Raw genomic sequence first — 15,249 nt, 5'->3', positions numbered from 1 at the left:
GGAGCCGACCTACCGCCTGCGCATCCCATCGAGCAGCAGATCCGTCATGAACTCCGCTACCGCCTGCTGCCCGGCCACGTCGGGCATCAGGCGCGTGAAACGCTCGATGAGGGCAATGAGCGACTGGCCGAACCACTCGGGCGAAATCTCCGGCCGGAACAACCCTGCCTGCTGCTCCGCCCTGACGTTCTCGGCGATCAGGATGACCAGTTCATCCTTGAGCGCCTCGGCCGCTTCGGCCTGGAAAAAGCCGATGCGCGTGAGGTTCGGGTCTTCCTGCAGGATGGCAAGCAGCGTCCCGATACCCTGCCGGATGCGGTTGACCAGGGCTTCGCCCTGCAGGTGGCCGGGAAGCCGCGCCTCGCTGATCGCCCGGCGCAGCCGCTGGGCGAAAAGCGCCACCAGCTCGTCGAAGGCCGCCTGCTTGCTGGTGAAGTATTGGTAGAACACGGGCTGGGTCACCCCGGCGCGGGCGACGATGTCGCTGACGCGGGTGTGCTGAAAACCCCGTTCGGCGAATTCGGCCGCTGCGACTGCCAAAAGTTGTAGCCGTGTGCGCTCTCCCTTGGTGAGACGCCTGTCCTGCGGTGCCGAATCGGGTAGTGCCATGATCATCGCGGAAAAATACTACCTATCCGCGCTTTCCGCCACTGCAACAGGATCAAATGGTCACCCTTCGGTCCAGGCGGCGACTCCCGCCTAGCGTCTTGTCACAGCGTTGAAATCAGTTGAAATCCCCGTATCGCTTGAGACACTTAATTGGCGCGCCCGAGCAGTAAAGTACGCCTATCGTCCGGCGTCTGGCGCAGTGCCGCCGCCGGTCGGCTCAGGAGCAAGATCATGAAGCGGTTTACAGGCCGGGTGGCCATTGCGGCATTGGCGCTGGCAGTTGCCGGTGCGCCGGCTGTGGCTGGCGGGCGTGGCGGGAATTGGGGCGGCCATGGTGGCGGCTATGGAGGCGGCTATCACCATCATCACGGCGGCGGCGGTGGCAGCAGTTCCAGCGGTTGGTGGATAGGCGGAGCCTTTGCGCTCGCGACGGTCGGGCTGCTGCTCGCGGCCAATTCGGGGCCTTCGTACGTGCAGACCGGAGTCTATTCCTCTGGGGTGGGCTACACGAGTCCGCCGCTGTACGCCACGCCCGTGTATGGGACGACGGTCTATGAAGCCGCGCCGGTCTACAACGCCCCGGTTTACGAAGCGCCGCCGGTTGCCTATTCAACGCCGGTGCCTCAGTACGCGCCCGTGCAATACGAGTCTGCGCCCCCTGTCAATGTCGCCCAGGCAAACGCCACCACGGATTGCCAGCGTTGGGCCATGAACCAGAGCGGTTACGATCCCGCCACCATCACCCAGTGGACCACCCAGATCATGGTAGATTCCTACAACCGCGCGCTGGATTCCTGCATGACCAGCCGCGGATATCGCGCCAACTGACGAGCGCGGTATCGGATATTTCCAGCAGTCCTGACGCGCCGGCCTGCACTTGCTGCATGCCGGCGCACTTGTAGCCACGTTTGACGCCCCGCTTCAGCAGCGCCAGCCGCGCCAGGCAAACATCAAGCCGACAGCCAATAGAGCACCCGCCGGCAGCACCCAGACGAATCCGGAGTCCGTATAGACGACCTGTTCAACGGGATCGTAGTAGCGGCCCAACTCGTTGAATTCCCACCGCAGATACTGCGCATACCAGGCGTAAAAGAAGACGGCGGACAGGACCAGGCTTGCCAGCGCGGCCCCGCGGGCAAACGCGACGCCGCGATGGGTGCGAACGATCCCCTTCCAGGCCAGGCAGCCGCATCGGGCTACGCCGGCCAGCACCAGCCAGTCGCCAACCTCAGCGAGCATCGCCTGCCTCCAGTCCGGCCAGGAATGCCTCCGCTTCGGCCCATTGGTGTTCACTGAAGACGTGCAGCCCTGCGCCGCGCAGCAATTGCGCCGTCACGCCCATGCCGAGCTGACGGCGGCGCGCGAAATGACCATCGTAGACATAACCGCTGCCACAGGACGGACTGCCCTCCTTCAGCACGGCCATAAGGATGCCTCGCGCCTGCGCGGCCGCCAGCGCTTCGTGCGCGCCGTGCAGGAAAGGCGCCGTTACGTCATCGCCCGTCACCGACACTACGCGCGCACCGCCGGCCAGCACCGAGGCCGCGTCTCTGCCCGGCTCGATTTCCGCCGGGGGTCTTGGGATCGGCATACCACCCGCCACCTCCGGACAGACTGCCACCACACGCCCCTCCTGCAGCCAGCGGGCCAGGACGGCGTCGCCGTGAGGCACGCCGCGTCCGTCGTACCGCACGGGGTTGCCCAGGAGGCAGGAGCTGATCAGAACAAATTGCATGGGAGGGTGTAATCGGGCGCTTTGCTGCCGTGGGGCGGTGCGGCCGAAGAGGTGATGCAAGCCGGCATCATAGATCAGCGCCAACGGGGCTGCGCCAGCGCACGTAACGCCTACAGCCCTTGCAACCATTCACGGAGCGCCGGATCGCGCACCTCCAACAGGTCGAACAGCCCCAGCGCGCGCAGCGCGGGCATGGCGTCCTGGATATCGCGCCGCGCGGCGGCTTGCGTTTCGTCCGAGGACGTCGGGTCGGCGCACACACGGACATTTGCCAGGAACGCGCCGACCGTTCCCTTGCGCACCGCGATGCCGTTGAAGGTTTCTTGGTTCATGCCATCCGGCAAGACATCCTGGGCTTTCATGATTCGCTCCTGGGTTGGACACAAGCGCTACGATACGTCCGACCAGCCGGCAAATCTGCGTCATTCAGGACAATGAATACCGTGTTTCAGCCACCGTACCCTCAATCCCCCGCTCCTGCTTCTTCCAGAGACCCGGACACCCCGCTGCTCGTGCCGGAACGCGCCAACGAGCGGCGCGGGGAACGGCTCATTGCAGTCGCCAGGAATGACGGCGCCTTGCGCCACACGGAAAGGCACTCGCATGTGCGCGGGCAACTGCTGGGCGCGTGGCAAGGCCTGTTGACCGTGTACGCGGCAGAACAGCAGTGGGTGGTTCCGGTGCAACAGGCAGTCTGGATTCCGCCCGACCACCCGCATGGGCTGCGCTCGCACGGTCCCTACTCGGGCTACGGCGTCTACCTCAATCCCGCCGCGTGCACGGGCCTGCCGCAATCGCCGTGCGTGTTGCAGGCGTCGGACCTGCTCCTCGCGGCGATCGAGCGCGCGGCGAGCTGGGGCGATGATGAGGCAAGCGGTCCCGCCCGGCGTCGCATTGTTGGGGTGATCCGCGACGAAATCCGCAGCCTGCCGCGCGCGGGCTCGGCGTTGGTATTGCCGCGGGATCCTCGTTTGCAACAGGTGGCGCGGGCTCTCTCGGACCAACCCGCCGACACGCGGCCGCTCGACGCATGGGCGGACAGTATCGGGATGGCGTCACGGACGCTGGCGCGCCGTTTTCTGGCCGAAACGGGCTTACCGGTGGGCGCCTGGCGCCAACGGGCGCGGATGATGCGCGCGCAGGAAATGCTGGCCGCGGGCGCTTCCGTGACGACGGTGGCGCTGGAACTGGGCTATGACAATGTCAGCGCGTTCATCGCCATGTTCAAGCGCGACCTGGGCGTGACGCCCGGCCAGCATCGGAAGCAGACGGGCGCGCAAGGGGCCGTCTGACGCGTTTCCTCAGTGCAGGCCGGCACGGGCCGGGCAGTCCACGTTCAGGCCGCGTCGGTCTTCTTTGCGGTCTTGCGCGGCGCCGTCTTTCGAGCGGGTGTTTTGCGCGCCGGCTTGACGGCCGTGGCGGGCTCGGCGGCGGGAGCCGCTGGCTTTTCCACTTGGGCCGGCGTGTTCTCCGATTGGGATGGCGCCTTGGCCGTGGTCTTGCGGGCGCCGCGCGCGGTTTTGGCGGCGGGCTTTGCGGAAGCTGCTTCGGAAGCGGATTCGGATGCGGCCTGGGATGCAGCGTCCGACCTGCCCGCCGCGGCCGATCGCGGCGCGCCGGCGAAGGGATCTGACGCCTCGCCTCGGCGTTCGCGTTGGGTGTTGGCCGGCGGCGCGACGAACGTCCACTCGGCGACGTTCACCACCGGCGGCGGACCGGAGACCAGCGCCGACTGCGGCGGCGGAGGCACCGGTCGCGCAAAGGCCGGCGGAGTCACTTCTTCGCGCTGGCGAGCCGGAGCCTGCCGCTCGGCCGGAGCCTTTTGTTCCGACGACGCATGCACGTCGGGCGAAGCTTGCCGGTCCGTCGAACCCTGCCCTTCAGACGAGGGTCGCCCCTCAACCGAACCTCGCGGCTGACCGGCGTCCTCCCCGGACGCCGAATGACTTGCTTGCCGGGCATCATCACCCGCTCTCGCTCCCCGCCCACGACGGCCCGACCGTCCCTGCCGGCCGTTATCAGCCTGCCTGCCGCCGCGCGCCTGCGACGGGCCATCCGCGGCATCACCGCCAGTTGCTTGACCCGGCGCTGCCGACACATCCACCACCGTGCCGTCTTCCGTCTGCTGCGGCGCATCAGGCTGTTTCCAAGCCTCCGCAGCTTCGGCGGATCCGTCCGGCGATACAGTCACGGTCTCATCCCGCTCCGATCCCTCGCCGTGCGAGCCAGCCGTCCGGCCGCCCGCCGTCTTGCGGCCACCGCGCGATTTGCGGCTGTTACGGCCGTTAGCGCTCGGCGCCTCGCCGGCAACGGCCGCCGCGGCATCGGCCGCCGCGTCTGCGCTCGTCGCGCCATGCGCCTCGCCAGCCTCGGCAGAGGATGCCTCGCCCGAGCCATCACGATAGACATACGTACCCGACTTCTCTTCGCGCCCGACCTCCAGGAACCCGCGCGACTGGGCCTCTTCCAGCAGATTGCCGAACGCGCGGAAGCCATAGTAGGACTCGTTGAAATCGGGCTTGCGGCGCTTCAAGGCGTCTTTCAGGGCCGATGCCCAGATCTTGCCGCTGTCGCCGCGTTCGGCCATCAGCGCCTCGAACGTTTCGACCACCATCTCGACCGCCCGCGTCTTGCGCGCGTCCTGCTCTTCCTTGCGGCGGCGCTCCTCGTCGGGCGAGCGGCGCTGGGCGCTAACGCCGCGATTGTCGCGGCGCGCCTCGGCGGTGCGCTGGCCTTCGCGGGCCAGATCGTCATAGAAAATGAATTCGTCGCAGTTGGCGATCAGCAGGTCGGACGTGGACTGTTTGACGCCCACGCCGATGACCTTCTTATTGTTCTCGCGCAGCTTGGAGACGAGCGGGGAAAAGTCGGAGTCGCCGCTGATGATGACGAAGGTGTTGACGTGGGACTTGGTATAGCAGAAGTCCAGCGCGTCCACGACCAGGCGGATGTCCGCCGAATTCTTGCCGGACTGGCGCACGTGCGGGATTTCGATCAGCTCGAAATTGGCCTCGTGCATCGGCGCCTTGAATTCCTTGTACCGCTCCCAGTCGCAATACGCCTTCTTGACGACGATGCTGCCCTTGAGCAGCAGGCGCTCGAGCACCGGCCGGATGTCGAACTTCTGGAATTTGGTGTCGCGCACACCCAGCGCCACGTTCTCGAAGTCGCAGAAAAGCGCCATGCTGACGTTTTCGTTGGGGTTGTTCATGTTCTCTCCAATGCCGCGGTCGGAAGGCCAGGCCCAGGCAATGCCCGGCCTTACACCGCCAGAATTCGCCCATGATATACATTTCCGCTTGGTCTCCCCCTTCATCCGCCCCGAGCCGCCATGACCGACACCCAGCCGCCGCCCGAACTCGTCACCGACCGACTGGTGCTGCGCCCCCTGTCCTTGGACGACGCCGACGCCATCCAGCGCACGTTTGCCCAATGGGAGGTCGTGCGCTTTCTGGCCGACAAGGTGCCTTGGCCATATCCCGACGATGGCGCGCGCCAATTCCTGCAACACGCCGCCCTGCCCGCCATGCGCCGCGGAACGCAATGGCATTGGTCGGTGCGCACGCGGGCGCAGCCTGACCAGCTGATCGGCGTCGTCAGCCTGATGGACGACGAGCCCGGCAACAACCGCGGCTTCTGGCTGGATCCGGCGCATCAAGGGCGGGGTTACATGACCGAAGCCAGCGCGGCCGTCACGGCCTACTGGTTCAACGTGCTGGGCAAACCGGTGCTGCGCGCGCCCAAGGCCATCGCCAACACGGCCTCGAGGCGGATTTCGGAAAGCAGCGGCATGCGGCTGGTGGGCACCGAAGAACGCGGCTTCGTCAGCGGACGGCATCCCGCCGAGATCTGGGAGATCACGCGCGAGGAATGGTTGGCGCAGCAGGACGCCACGCGGCAAGCCTAGGCCGTCCCCGATTTGCGCCCGCGAATCGGCGGCGCGCCGCCCGCCTGACTGCCCGATTAAGCCGGCGCTTACCGCCTATTTCGCCCCGCTTTCCGGCCAATTGACCGGCGCTTGCGCTGGCTAGAATTCCCGACAATCCGGCATTCCGCGCGTGGGATGCCATGTTTTCGGGCAAGATCCATGAATCCGTCTACCGTCATCGGCGCCGTTGTCGGCCTGCTCACCCTGATCATCGTGGTGGCACTGTCCGCCAACGACACCAGCCTGTACTTCAACCTGCCGGGCCTGGCGATCGTGCTGGGCGGCACCTGCGCCGCGCTGTTCATTGCGTACCCGCTGCAGGAAGTGGTGCGCGTGTTCAAACTGGTGCGCACGGTGTTCCGCAACGACCAGCACGACCAGCAGCGCGACATCGAGGAACTGGTGTCGATGGCGCAGCTCTGGATGAACGCCGACGTCCACAAGGTCGAGCACGAGCTCAAGAAGGTCTCGAACCCATTCCTGCGCACGGGCGTGCAGCTCATCATCGACAACACGCCTGAAGACCAGATCATCGAACTGCTGAAGTGGCGCGTCGCCCGCCTGCGCGCCCGTGAGCAGGCCGAGGCCCAGATGTTCCGCGTCATGGCCACCTTTGCGCCCGCCTTCGGGATGCTGGGCACGCTGGTTGGCCTGATCAACCTGATGGCCGTCCTGGGCGATGGCAGCATGCAGACCATCGGCCAACAGCTGGCCATCGGCCTGATGACCACGTTCTACGGCATCCTGCTCGCCAACCTGATCTGCAAGCCGATCGCGCTGAAGCTGGAACGCCGTACGGCGCGTCGCGTGGAATCGATGAACATGGTGCTGCAAGGCATCTCGATGATGTGCGAGAAGCGCGGTCCGGCCATGGTGCGCGAGACCCTGAATTCCTTCGTCATGCACGTCGAAGACGAAATCTACGACGGCGGCGCCGACGCCAAGCCCAAGGCCAAGACGGAAGGCCAGGTCAAGCCCGGCGCAACTGCGCCGGCCGCCGGAGCGCCGACCGCCGGAGCGCCGGCCGCCGGCTCGCCCGCCCGCGCCACCGCAGCCGCCTCCGTCTCCATCGCCCGCCCCGCTTCCGCGCGTCAATGAGCCTGATTTCCCCTTCCCTTGCGCAGCGGATCGAGCAGGCCCGCCAGGCGCAACTGCGCGCGCAGAAGGCGTCGGCGGCGAGCGCCTGGCGCCCTAGCGACAGCGACCGCCAGGACCGCTATGCGCGCTGGCACGTCGAAGACGCCGTCGAGCAGGATTCCGAGAACTGGCTGCTGAGCTATCTGGATCTCATCACGCTGCTGCTCGCGATGCTGGTCGTCATGCTGGCCGTCGCCATGTACGGCGGCGGCTCCGGCAAATCCGGCCAGCCCGTCGAGCTGGTCGGTACGCTGGGCGCCAGCGGCCTGCCCAAGTACGACGGCGAGTATTCGGAATTCGAAACCGTGCAGATCCCGGCAAGCTGGTCAGCGCAGCCCACGCCCGGGCCGGCCCTCGCCGCGGCCGCGCCCGCGCTGGCCGAAGACGAAGTTGTCGTGGCTGACGCCGCCCCGCCGCTGACCGCCCCGTCCAAGGAATCGCTGGGCCTGGCGGACCTGGGCAATTCGGTGGACGTGATCGTCAACGAGCAGTCGGTCAGCTTTCGCATCAGCAACGAACTGCTGTTCGCTTCCGGCCAAGCCACGCTCAGCACCGCGGGCCTGGACGTGATCAAGCGCCTGGCCGGCATCCTCAACAAGAACGACTACCAGGTCTCGGTCGAAGGCCACAGCGATCCCGTGCCGATCCTGACCAAGCAGTTCGCGTCGAACTGGGAGCTGTCCAGCAGCCGTGCCACCAGCGTGTTGCGCGAGCTGGTGCGCGATGGCGTGACGCCGCAGCGGCTGCGCGCGGTGGGCTACGCGGAAACGCGCCCAATCGAGTCCAACGACACGGCAGCCGGCCGCGCGGCAAACCGCCGCGTCGAGCTCATCATGGACATTACGCCGCCGCAGGCCAAGACCGCCGCCGCCCCGCAGGCGCCCGCCGCTGGCAAACCGCCCACCGCGCCGCAAGCGGCCGCCCCCGCGGGCGAACCGTCCAAGCCGGCGGCAACGCCGTCCACGGCGAAGGCGGCCACACCGGACGCCAAAGCGCCTGCGAACGCCATGACGGCGCCCGCGCCCGCCACCCCGGCGCAATCCTGATCCGCGATTCCTTCCCTTGAAAAAACCGGCGCAGGCCGGTTTTTTATTGCCCGCTTGCCGTACTTTCGTGATGTAAAGGACGCTTGACATACCGCCGCACGGCCGCCAGAATGTCAAGCACGCTTTACATCAACAAGGGCATTCCCATGAATCAACTCCAGGCCAAGCGCCGCTATTTCAAGGAACTGGGCTTCTCGATGGCGCTGTATGCCGTACTTCTGGCCGGCGCGCTGTGGCTCAGCCTCGACATGCAGCCCGGCGCCCTGCGCACCGTCGTGCTGCTCACGCCCATGCTGGCGTTTCTGCTGGCGCTGCGAGCCGTCGTGCGCGCCGTGCGCCAGTCCGACGAATTCATCCGCAAGACCACGCTGGAACACCTGGCCATTGCCGCAGCCGTCACCGCCGGGGTCACGTTCACGTATGGCTTCCTGGAAATCGCTGGCTTTCCCAAACTGAGCATGTTCGTGGTCTGGCCGCTGATGGGCGGCGTCTGGGCGTTCACCACCATCGTCGACACGTTGCGCCATCGATGAAAAACTGCATCCGCGAACTGCGCGCCGAGCGCGGCTGGAGCCAGGCCGCGTTGGCCGAACGGCTGGACGTCTCGCGTCAGACCGTCAACGCCATCGAGACCGGCCGATACGACCCGAGCCTGCCGCTCGCCTTCGCCATCGCCCGCGTGTTTGAAACATCCATCGAATCGATCTTCCAGGAAGGCTAAGGCGCAATTTCCGGCATGGCGCCGACGCGGGGATCGGCGTTAACCTAGCGGACCCGCCGTTCGCGGCGACCGCAGTCCCCAAGCGGGAGTCCCCATGCCCTACATGCTGCTGATCGTTGAACCGGTGGGCCAGCGCGCCCAGCGCACGCCCGAAGAAGGGCGCGAGGCCTATGCGCAGATGGTGCGCTACGCCGAATCCCTGCAATCGCGCGGCCTGCTCACGCGCGCCGAATCCCTCAAGTCCGATACCGAAAGCGTGCGCCTGCGCGTGCGCGACGGGGAACGCCAACTGATGGACGGCCCCTACGCCGAGGCCAAGGAAATGATCGGCGGATTCTTCCTTCTGACCTGCGAGTCGCGCGAAGAAGCGTTGGCGCTGGCCGCCGAATGCCCCGCCGCGCAGTGGGCCACGGTTGAAGTCCGGGAGTTGGGGCCCTGCTTCATGTAGGGCGAGGGCACGCGAGTCGGCGGCCGCCGACTCAGTATTTACCCTGATCACCGCATGTTGTTGTCGATCTGGCGCGCTGCCGTTCGTCGTCTCTATACAAGCGCCCCTTTCGGCCTTGCTATCCCTCCCCTGGAGACCTCAGATGCGATTCATGATCATCGTCCGGGCCACGCCCGACAGCGAAGCCGGCAAGATGCCGGACGACAGCCTGCTTGCCTCGATGGCGACCTATCACGAAGCCCTGGTCAAGGCCGGCGTGTTGCTGGACGCCAACGGCCTGCACCCGACGTCCAAAGGTTGGCGCGTGCGGTACGACGGCAGCGGCGAACGCAAGCTGCTTGACGGGCCGTTTGCCGAAACCAAGGAACTGATCGCCGGCTACACGATGATCCAGGTGCGTTCCCGGGAAGAAGCAATGCAGTGGGCGATGCGCTTTCCGACGCCCTTCCCCGGCCAGGACTGCGAGATCGAGGTGCGCCAGGTATTCGAGCTGGACGACTTCGAGCCCAGCAAGGAAGTCGAGCGCTTCCGCCAGATGCCGACGCCGAACGTCTGATCCCCTGCGTCCCACCCTGAACCATCAAGCGAGACACGCCATGCACAAGCAGATCTTCGTCAACCTGCCCATCAACGACATGCAGAAGTCCCAGGCATTCTTCAAGAAACTGGGCTACAGCTTCAATCCCGACTTCACCAACGACCAGGGCGCCTGCATGGTCGTCGGCGACAACCTTTACGTGATGCTGCTGGTGAAGGATTTCTTCCAGAGCTTTACCGGCAAGCCGGTGGCGGACGCCACGCAGACCACGGAAGTGCTGGTCTGCCTGTCCTGCGAAAGCCGAGCCGAGATCGACGAGCTGGTGGCGCGGGCCGTCGCCGCGGGCGGCACGGCGCCGCGCGCGCCGCAGGACCACGGCTTCATGTACGCGCACGGGTTCGAGGACCTGGATGGGCACATCTGGGAGTTCGCCTACATGGTTCCCGGCGAAGCGACCGGCGCATGACGCAGGCGGCCACGCATCGCGCCATCGAGGCGGTCTGGCGGATCGAGGCCGCCAGCGTCATCGCGGGGGTGGCGCGTCTGGTGCGCGACGTGGGGCTGGCCGAAGAGCTGGCCCAGGATGCGTTGGTTGCGGCGCTGGAGCGCTGGCCCCAGACGGGCGTGCCGGACAATCCCGGAGCATGGCTCATGACCACCGCAAAGAACCGTGCGCGCGACCGGCTGCGGCTGGATGCGTTGCACACCCGCAAGCACGAGCAGATCGGCCACGAGCTGGAAGCCTTGCAGGCCGACGTGGAGCCCGACTTCGTCGACGCGCTGGATGCGGCGCGCCAGGACGACATCGGCGACGATCTGCTGCGGCTGGTCTTCACCGCCTGCCATCCGCTGTTGTCCACCGAGGCCCGCGTGGCGCTGACGCTGCGCCTCTTGGGCGGGCTGACGACGGCCGAGATCGCGCGCGCGTTCCTGGCATCGGAATCGACCATCGCGCAGCGCATCGTGCGCGCCAAACGCACGCTGTCCGCCGCCAACGTGCCCTTCGAGGTGCCCTCGGCCGCCGACCGTGCGCCGCGTCTGGCCTCGGTGCTGGAAGTCATCTATCTGATCTTCAACGAAGGCTATTCCGCGACCTCGGGCGATGACTGGATGCGGCCTGGCCTGTGCGACGAAGCGCTGCGCCTGGGCCGCATTCTGGCGGAATTGACGCCGTCGGAGGCCGAGGTGCATGGTCTGGTCGCACTGATGGAACTGCAGGCGTCGCGCCTGCATGCGCGCACCGATGCCGAGGGGCGGCCGGTGCTGCTGATGGAGCAGGACCGCCGCCGCTGGGATCCGCTGCTGATCCGGCGCGGGCTGGCGGCGCTGGACCGGGCCGATGCGCTGGGCGGCGCGCGTGGGCCCTATGCGCTGCAGGCCGGCTTGGCTGCCTGTCACGCGCGGGCCCGTACGCCTGGGGAAACCGACTGGATGCGGATCGTGGCGCTGTACGATGCGCTCGCCCAGGCGGCGCCGTCGCCCGTGGTCGCGCTGAACCGCGCCGTCGCGATCGGCATGGCCTTCGGCCCGCAGGCCGGCCTGGATCTGGCTGACCAGTTGGCGTCGGAGCCCTCCCTGGCGAACTATCACTGGCTGCCCAGCGTGCGCGCCGACCTGCTGGCCAGGCTGGGCCGCAAGGCCGAAGCCCGCGCAGAATTCGAACGCGCGGCCGGCATGACCCGCAACGCCCGCGAACGCGAGCTGCTGCTGGCGCGCGCGCGGGAAATGTCCGGGGAAACGGGCGACGTCAGTGGCGATTGAGGGAGCGCGACGCTGCCTCGGGCCCGACCGCCTGGCGCCGGTTCAAAACACCAAATTATTAGACGACGTATACTTTTCAACATCGTCTAATTATTTGGTTGATCATGCCTGACTCCCATCTCCTCCTGTCCGGCGCGGACCCCACCGACATCGGCCGCCGCGAACGCAAGCGCCAGCAGACGGTGGACCATCTGACACAGACCGCCTGGCGCCTGTTCGAAGCCCTCGGTTACGACGCCGTCACGATGGAGCAGATTGCCGCGCAGGCCGACGTGTCCAAGGGCACGCTCTACAACCACTTTCCCGTCAAAGAGGCGCTGCTGGCGCAACGCTTCCACGGCGAGCTGGCCGGGTCGCTGACGACGCTATGGCCCGCGCTTCAAGTCCTGCCCACCTTCGCCGAACGGCTGACGCGGCTGCTGCACGCATCGGCGGATTGGGCCGAATCGCACCGCGCTTACCTTGGCCCTTATCTGCGTTACCGCTTCGCCACCATGCAGGCGGGCACGCAGAACGACGAGCGCCATTCGCGTAGCGGCCTGCACCGTGTGTTTGCCGCGCTGATCCAGAACGCGCAGGCCGCCAATCAGGCCCGGTCCGACATGGACGCCGAACTGCTCGCCCATCATCTTCAGTTCCTTTACCTGGGTGCCCTGCTGCGCTGGCTGGACCAGCCCGGCGCGTCGCTTCAGCAGGAATTCGACGCCGCCATCACCCTGTTCGTGCACGGTATTGCCGGGAGCGCGGCATGACCGCCCTGGTGCTGGACTGGCCGGCCGCGGCGCAGGCCGGTCCGCAAGCGGCGGGCGGCAAGGGCTGGCAGTTGGGCCGCATGGCGCAGTTTGGGGTGCCGGTGCCCGACGGCTTCGTGCTGGCGGCGCAGGCCAGCGCCGGGCACCGGCCCGGCCAGGACGTGCCGCCGGCCATCATGCAAGCGCTGCGCCAGGCGTTGCATGAACGCGGCTGGCTGGACCGTCCCCTTGCGTTGCGCTCGTCGGCGCCTCAAGAAGATTCCGCCGGCGCGTCGTTCGCCGGCATCCATTTGTCCTGCCTTAACGTGCGCGGACCCGATGCCGCCGAGCAGGCGCTTGGACTTATCTGGGATTCGCTATGGACGCCGCAGGCGCAGGCTTATCGGCAGCGCCTTGGCCTGCCGATCGACGGCGCGACCGGCATGGCGGTCGTCGTCATGCCGATGATCGAAGCACAGGCGTCGGGCATCGCCTTTACCATCGACCCCGCCACGGGCCGCCGCGACGAGATGGTCATCCACGCCAACTGGGGCCTGGGCGAATCGCTTGTGAACGGCGAGGCGGACGGCGATGACTACCGCCTGCGCGAAGACTATCTGCGCCAAGCCTGGCCGGTCGTCTCGCGGCGCATCGGCGCGAAACGTCACGCCACGCAGCCCGCCGCCACCGGCGCAGGCACACAGTTGACCGACACGCCCGCCGCCCGCGCCGCGCAAGCCGTGCTGACCGACGCGCAGGCTGAGACGCTGGGCGACATTGCCCGCGACGCCGCCCGCGCATTGGACTACAGCGGCGCGGCGTACGACCTTGAATGGGCCTGGGACGGCGACCGGTTCTGGATCGTGCAGGCGCGCCCGGTGACCGCGTCGGCGCGCCACACCTATCCCGCGCTGCAAGACCAGCCGGATTACTGGTCGCGCGGCAATACCCGCGAGGTCCTGCCGCAAGCCATGTCAGCCCTGGAATGGGATGCGGGCCGCGTCATGGCCCAGCGGATGCTGACCTGCGGCTTCGAGTTGAGCGGTTACCGCACGCTCCCCGGCGTGCCCCTCGCTGCACTGTTCCAGGGGCGCGCCTATCTGAATGCCTCGGTCATCCAATGGGTCGGCCATGACGCGCTGGGCGTCAGTCCGCGCGACATGAACGCGTTGCTGGGCGGCCCGCAGCCCGAGATCCGTGTGCCGCCGGTCACCGCCGTGCAGCGGCTGCGGCACGGCCTGCGCATCGTGCGCTATCTGCGCCGGGCCGCGCCGCTGCGCCGCCAGGCCGCCACCGACCTGCCCCGGCTTCTGGCCCGCGCGCAGGATTGGCTGGACGCGCCGCTGCCCGCCTCCGACGCCGCGCTGGGCGCGCAGTTGCGCGAACAGTTCCAGACCGTCCTGGCCGCGGATCAATTGTTCTTCTTGCAGGGTTCAGGCGGCGGTGCGCTGTCCAAGCTGCTCGACATGGTGGAAAAAGCCGTGCCCGGCGAAGGCCACGCGCTGACCGCCGCGCTGATGGCGGGCGGCGATCCCAGCGTCACGGCGCAGCAGGGTTATGCGCTCATGGCGCTGGCGCAATTGGCCGAGCAGGACGCCGAAGCGCTCGCGTGGCTGCGCGGGCCCAACCGCGACGATGCCGCGTGGGGAACGGCACTGCCCAAAGACAGTCCGTTCAGGAACGCCTTTGCCAACTTCCTGCATCGCTACGGCCACCGCGCCGTCTACGAAACCTATCTGCGCAATCCGCGCTGGCGCGAAGCGCCCGGTTATCTACTGGACAGCATCCTGAACCTGATCGGCGTCGATCCCGCCGCCCTGCGCGCCCGTCAGGACGACGCCGCGCAGCAGGCATGGCAACGCGTGCGCCGCGCGTTGCCGTTCTGGCAGCGCCTGCTCGCCGCCAAGCTGCTCGCGGCATCCCGCCTGGAAGGCAACCAGCGCGAGGCCGCGCGCAGCGTGCTCGTGGCGTATCTGGCCGCGGCCCGCAAGCACGCGCTGGAATTGGGACGGCGCAACGCTGGCCCGGACGGACTCGCGAACGCCGACGACATCTTTCATCTGAACGCGGCCGAGATCTTTGCGCTGGCGGATGGCCGGATGGATGCCTCTGCGCTGGGCCGGCGCGCAGCCGCCCGGCGTGCGCGATTGCAGGCCTGGACCGCGCTGCCGGACCTCGACGTCATCACCGAATTCGCAAGCCGGACCACGCCGCCGTCCCAGCCGCAACCCGCGTCCGGAGCGGCCACATCGCGAGATTCGTGGCGCGGCACCCCGGTGGCGGGCGGACGCGCACGTGGCCGCGCGTTCGTGGCGCGCACGCCGGACGAAGGCCTGTCCATGCCCGCCGGCGGCATTCTGGTCGCGGCGTCTTCCGACCCCGCGTGGACGCCCCTTTTCCTGCGCGCGGGCGCTGTCGTGATGGAAGTCGGCGGATATCTGTCGCACGCCGCCATCGTGGCGCGCGAATTCGGCGTGCCGGCCGTCGTCAGCGTCCACGGGGTTCTGCAAGGGGTCGCCACCGGCGACATGCTGGAAGTCGATGCCGTGAAAGGCGTAGTCACCCGGCTGCGGGAGGAGGCCCCGGACTGAACCC

18 protein-coding genes are annotated in these 15,249 nt (G+C 67.5%); 13 read left to right on the top strand and 5 right to left on the bottom strand.

Translation table 11 applies throughout. From position 1 onward, the window contains the following. Nucleotides 1-9: 9 nt before the first annotated feature. Complete coding sequence (locus MHZ91_RS23315; RefSeq protein WP_343052107.1) at nt 10-609, bottom strand: TetR/AcrR family transcriptional regulator; 600 nt, start codon at nt 607-609, stop codon at nt 10-12. 231 nt (nt 610-840) lie between these two features. On the opposite strand from MHZ91_RS23315, the gene MHZ91_RS23310 reads away from it, so the two are divergent. Then, nucleotides 841-1,437, top strand: coding sequence for a hypothetical protein (locus MHZ91_RS23310; RefSeq protein ID WP_239215925.1), 597 nt, complete (start codon nt 841-843; stop codon nt 1,435-1,437). A gap of 93 nt (nt 1,438-1,530) precedes the next feature. Here MHZ91_RS23310 and MHZ91_RS23305 read toward each other — a convergent pair whose 3' ends face one another. The 3 genes from MHZ91_RS23305 to MHZ91_RS23295 form a co-directional block, all read right to left on the bottom strand. After that, on the bottom strand, nt 1,531-1,848 hold the full coding sequence (locus MHZ91_RS23305; RefSeq protein WP_239215923.1) for a hypothetical protein: 318 nt from the start codon (nt 1,846-1,848) through the stop codon (nt 1,531-1,533). Further along, nucleotides 1,838-2,344, bottom strand: a complete 507-nt coding sequence (locus MHZ91_RS23300; protein ID WP_175136719.1) for a DUF523 domain-containing protein — start codon at nt 2,342-2,344, stop codon at nt 1,838-1,840. The genes MHZ91_RS23305 and MHZ91_RS23300 overlap by 11 nt, the downstream gene beginning before the upstream one ends. 110 nt (nt 2,345-2,454) lie before the next feature. Then, on the bottom strand, nt 2,455-2,706 hold the full coding sequence (locus tag MHZ91_RS23295; protein ID WP_175136720.1) for a hypothetical protein: 252 nt from the start codon (nt 2,704-2,706) through the stop codon (nt 2,455-2,457). 72 nt (nt 2,707-2,778) lie between these two features. Between MHZ91_RS23295 and MHZ91_RS23290 the strand changes: the two genes are divergently transcribed. Beyond that, complete coding sequence (locus tag MHZ91_RS23290) at nt 2,779-3,636, top strand: helix-turn-helix domain-containing protein (protein WP_239215921.1); 858 nt, start codon at nt 2,779-2,781, stop codon at nt 3,634-3,636. A 44-nt stretch (nt 3,637-3,680) separates the two neighbouring features. Here MHZ91_RS23290 and MHZ91_RS23285 read toward each other — a convergent pair whose 3' ends face one another. Beyond that, entirely contained in the window at nt 3,681-5,555 is a 1,875-nt protein-coding gene (locus MHZ91_RS23285; protein ID WP_239215919.1) for an NYN domain-containing protein, read from the bottom strand. Nucleotides 5,556-5,675: 120 nt separating this feature from the next. Between MHZ91_RS23285 and MHZ91_RS23280 the strand changes: the two genes are divergently transcribed. The 11 genes from MHZ91_RS23280 (at nt 5,676) to MHZ91_RS23230 (ending at nt 15,245) form a co-directional block, all read left to right on the top strand. Continuing rightward, nucleotides 5,676-6,251, top strand: coding sequence for a GNAT family N-acetyltransferase (locus tag MHZ91_RS23280; protein ID WP_218343617.1), 576 nt, complete (start codon nt 5,676-5,678; stop codon nt 6,249-6,251). Nucleotides 6,252-6,431: 180 nt separating this feature from the next. Continuing rightward, nucleotides 6,432-7,370, top strand: a complete 939-nt coding sequence (locus tag MHZ91_RS23275) for a motility protein A (protein WP_239215917.1) — start codon at nt 6,432-6,434, stop codon at nt 7,368-7,370. Then, a complete protein-coding gene (locus MHZ91_RS23270; RefSeq protein ID WP_239215915.1) occupies nt 7,367-8,455 on the top strand; it encodes an OmpA family protein in 1,089 nt (362 codons plus the stop codon). Before MHZ91_RS23275 ends, MHZ91_RS23270 begins: the two co-directional genes overlap by 4 nt. Nucleotides 8,456-8,601: 146 nt before the next feature. Beyond that, the gene (locus MHZ91_RS23265; RefSeq protein WP_175136724.1) at nt 8,602-8,988 is read left to right on the top strand and encodes a hypothetical protein; all 387 of its coding nucleotides are present in this window, start codon (nt 8,602-8,604) and stop codon (nt 8,986-8,988) included. Further along, entirely contained in the window at nt 8,985-9,176 is a 192-nt protein-coding gene (locus MHZ91_RS23260) for a helix-turn-helix transcriptional regulator (protein ID WP_175121827.1), read from the top strand. The genes MHZ91_RS23265 and MHZ91_RS23260 overlap by 4 nt, the downstream gene beginning before the upstream one ends. Nucleotides 9,177-9,270: 94 nt before the next feature. Then, nucleotides 9,271-9,624, top strand: coding sequence for a YciI family protein (locus MHZ91_RS23255; RefSeq protein ID WP_175136725.1), 354 nt, complete (start codon nt 9,271-9,273; stop codon nt 9,622-9,624). Between the two features lie 142 nt (nt 9,625-9,766). Continuing rightward, nucleotides 9,767-10,180, top strand: a complete 414-nt coding sequence (locus tag MHZ91_RS23250) for a YciI family protein (protein ID WP_175121830.1) — start codon at nt 9,767-9,769, stop codon at nt 10,178-10,180. Between the two features lie 40 nt (nt 10,181-10,220). Next, nucleotides 10,221-10,628 carry a VOC family protein gene (locus MHZ91_RS23245; protein ID WP_239215913.1) on the top strand — a complete coding sequence of 136 codons (408 nt, stop codon included), beginning with the start codon at nt 10,221-10,223 and terminating at the stop codon, nt 10,626-10,628. Then, the gene (locus tag MHZ91_RS23240) at nt 10,625-11,923 is read left to right on the top strand and encodes an RNA polymerase sigma factor (protein WP_239215911.1); all 1,299 of its coding nucleotides are present in this window, start codon (nt 10,625-10,627) and stop codon (nt 11,921-11,923) included. Before MHZ91_RS23245 ends, MHZ91_RS23240 begins: the two co-directional genes overlap by 4 nt. 104 nt (nt 11,924-12,027) lie before the next feature. Next, the gene (locus MHZ91_RS23235; protein WP_239215909.1) at nt 12,028-12,675 is read left to right on the top strand and encodes a TetR/AcrR family transcriptional regulator; all 648 of its coding nucleotides are present in this window, start codon (nt 12,028-12,030) and stop codon (nt 12,673-12,675) included. Further along, on the top strand, nt 12,672-15,245 hold the full coding sequence (locus MHZ91_RS23230; protein ID WP_239215907.1) for a PEP/pyruvate-binding domain-containing protein: 2,574 nt from the start codon (nt 12,672-12,674) through the stop codon (nt 15,243-15,245). The genes MHZ91_RS23235 and MHZ91_RS23230 overlap by 4 nt, the downstream gene beginning before the upstream one ends. Nucleotides 15,246-15,249: the final 4 nt, after the last annotated feature.

Origin of the sequence: Achromobacter sp. ACRQX, from assembly GCF_022346505.1 — a bacterium.
GTDB lineage: Bacteria > Pseudomonadota > Gammaproteobacteria > Burkholderiales > Burkholderiaceae_B > Achromobacter > Achromobacter animicus.
The sequence above is the reverse complement of the archived record's forward strand: the minus strand, read 5'-3'. Positions and strand labels throughout refer to the sequence as shown.

Bases quoted from the DNA above. Each gene is read 5' to 3' on its own strand.
- MHZ91_RS23240 (WP_239215911.1), top strand. From the start codon at position 10,625: ATGACGCAGGCGGCCACGCATCGCGCCATCGAGGCGGTCTGGCGGATC.
- MHZ91_RS23255 (WP_175136725.1), top strand. From the start codon at position 9,271: ATGCCCTACATGCTGCTGATCGTTGAACCGGTGGGCCAGCGCGCCCAG.
- MHZ91_RS23260 (WP_175121827.1), top strand. From the start codon at position 8,985: ATGAAAAACTGCATCCGCGAACTGCGCGCCGAGCGCGGCTGGAGCCAG.
- MHZ91_RS23280 (WP_218343617.1), top strand. From the start codon at position 5,676: ATGACCGACACCCAGCCGCCGCCCGAACTCGTCACCGACCGACTGGTG.
- MHZ91_RS23300 (WP_175136719.1), bottom strand. From the start codon at position 2,344: ATGCAATTTGTTCTGATCAGCTCCTGCCTCCTGGGCAACCCCGTGCGG.
- MHZ91_RS23285 (WP_239215919.1), bottom strand. From the start codon at position 5,555: ATGAACAACCCCAACGAAAACGTCAGCATGGCGCTTTTCTGCGACTTC.
- MHZ91_RS23295 (WP_175136720.1), bottom strand. From the start codon at position 2,706: ATGAAAGCCCAGGATGTCTTGCCGGATGGCATGAACCAAGAAACCTTC.
- MHZ91_RS23305 (WP_239215923.1), bottom strand. From the start codon at position 1,848: ATGCTCGCTGAGGTTGGCGACTGGCTGGTGCTGGCCGGCGTAGCCCGA.
- MHZ91_RS23275 (WP_239215917.1), top strand. From the start codon at position 6,432: ATGAATCCGTCTACCGTCATCGGCGCCGTTGTCGGCCTGCTCACCCTG.
- MHZ91_RS23250 (WP_175121830.1), top strand. From the start codon at position 9,767: ATGCGATTCATGATCATCGTCCGGGCCACGCCCGACAGCGAAGCCGGC.
- MHZ91_RS23290 (WP_239215921.1), top strand. From the start codon at position 2,779: ATGAATACCGTGTTTCAGCCACCGTACCCTCAATCCCCCGCTCCTGCT.
- MHZ91_RS23230 (WP_239215907.1), top strand. From the start codon at position 12,672: ATGACCGCCCTGGTGCTGGACTGGCCGGCCGCGGCGCAGGCCGGTCCG.
- MHZ91_RS23270 (WP_239215915.1), top strand. From the start codon at position 7,367: ATGAGCCTGATTTCCCCTTCCCTTGCGCAGCGGATCGAGCAGGCCCGC.
- MHZ91_RS23235 (WP_239215909.1), top strand. From the start codon at position 12,028: ATGCCTGACTCCCATCTCCTCCTGTCCGGCGCGGACCCCACCGACATC.
- MHZ91_RS23245 (WP_239215913.1), top strand. From the start codon at position 10,221: ATGCACAAGCAGATCTTCGTCAACCTGCCCATCAACGACATGCAGAAG.
- MHZ91_RS23310 (WP_239215925.1), top strand. From the start codon at position 841: ATGAAGCGGTTTACAGGCCGGGTGGCCATTGCGGCATTGGCGCTGGCA.
- MHZ91_RS23265 (WP_175136724.1), top strand. From the start codon at position 8,602: ATGAATCAACTCCAGGCCAAGCGCCGCTATTTCAAGGAACTGGGCTTC.
- MHZ91_RS23315 (WP_343052107.1), bottom strand. From the start codon at position 609: ATGGCACTACCCGATTCGGCACCGCAGGACAGGCGTCTCACCAAGGGA.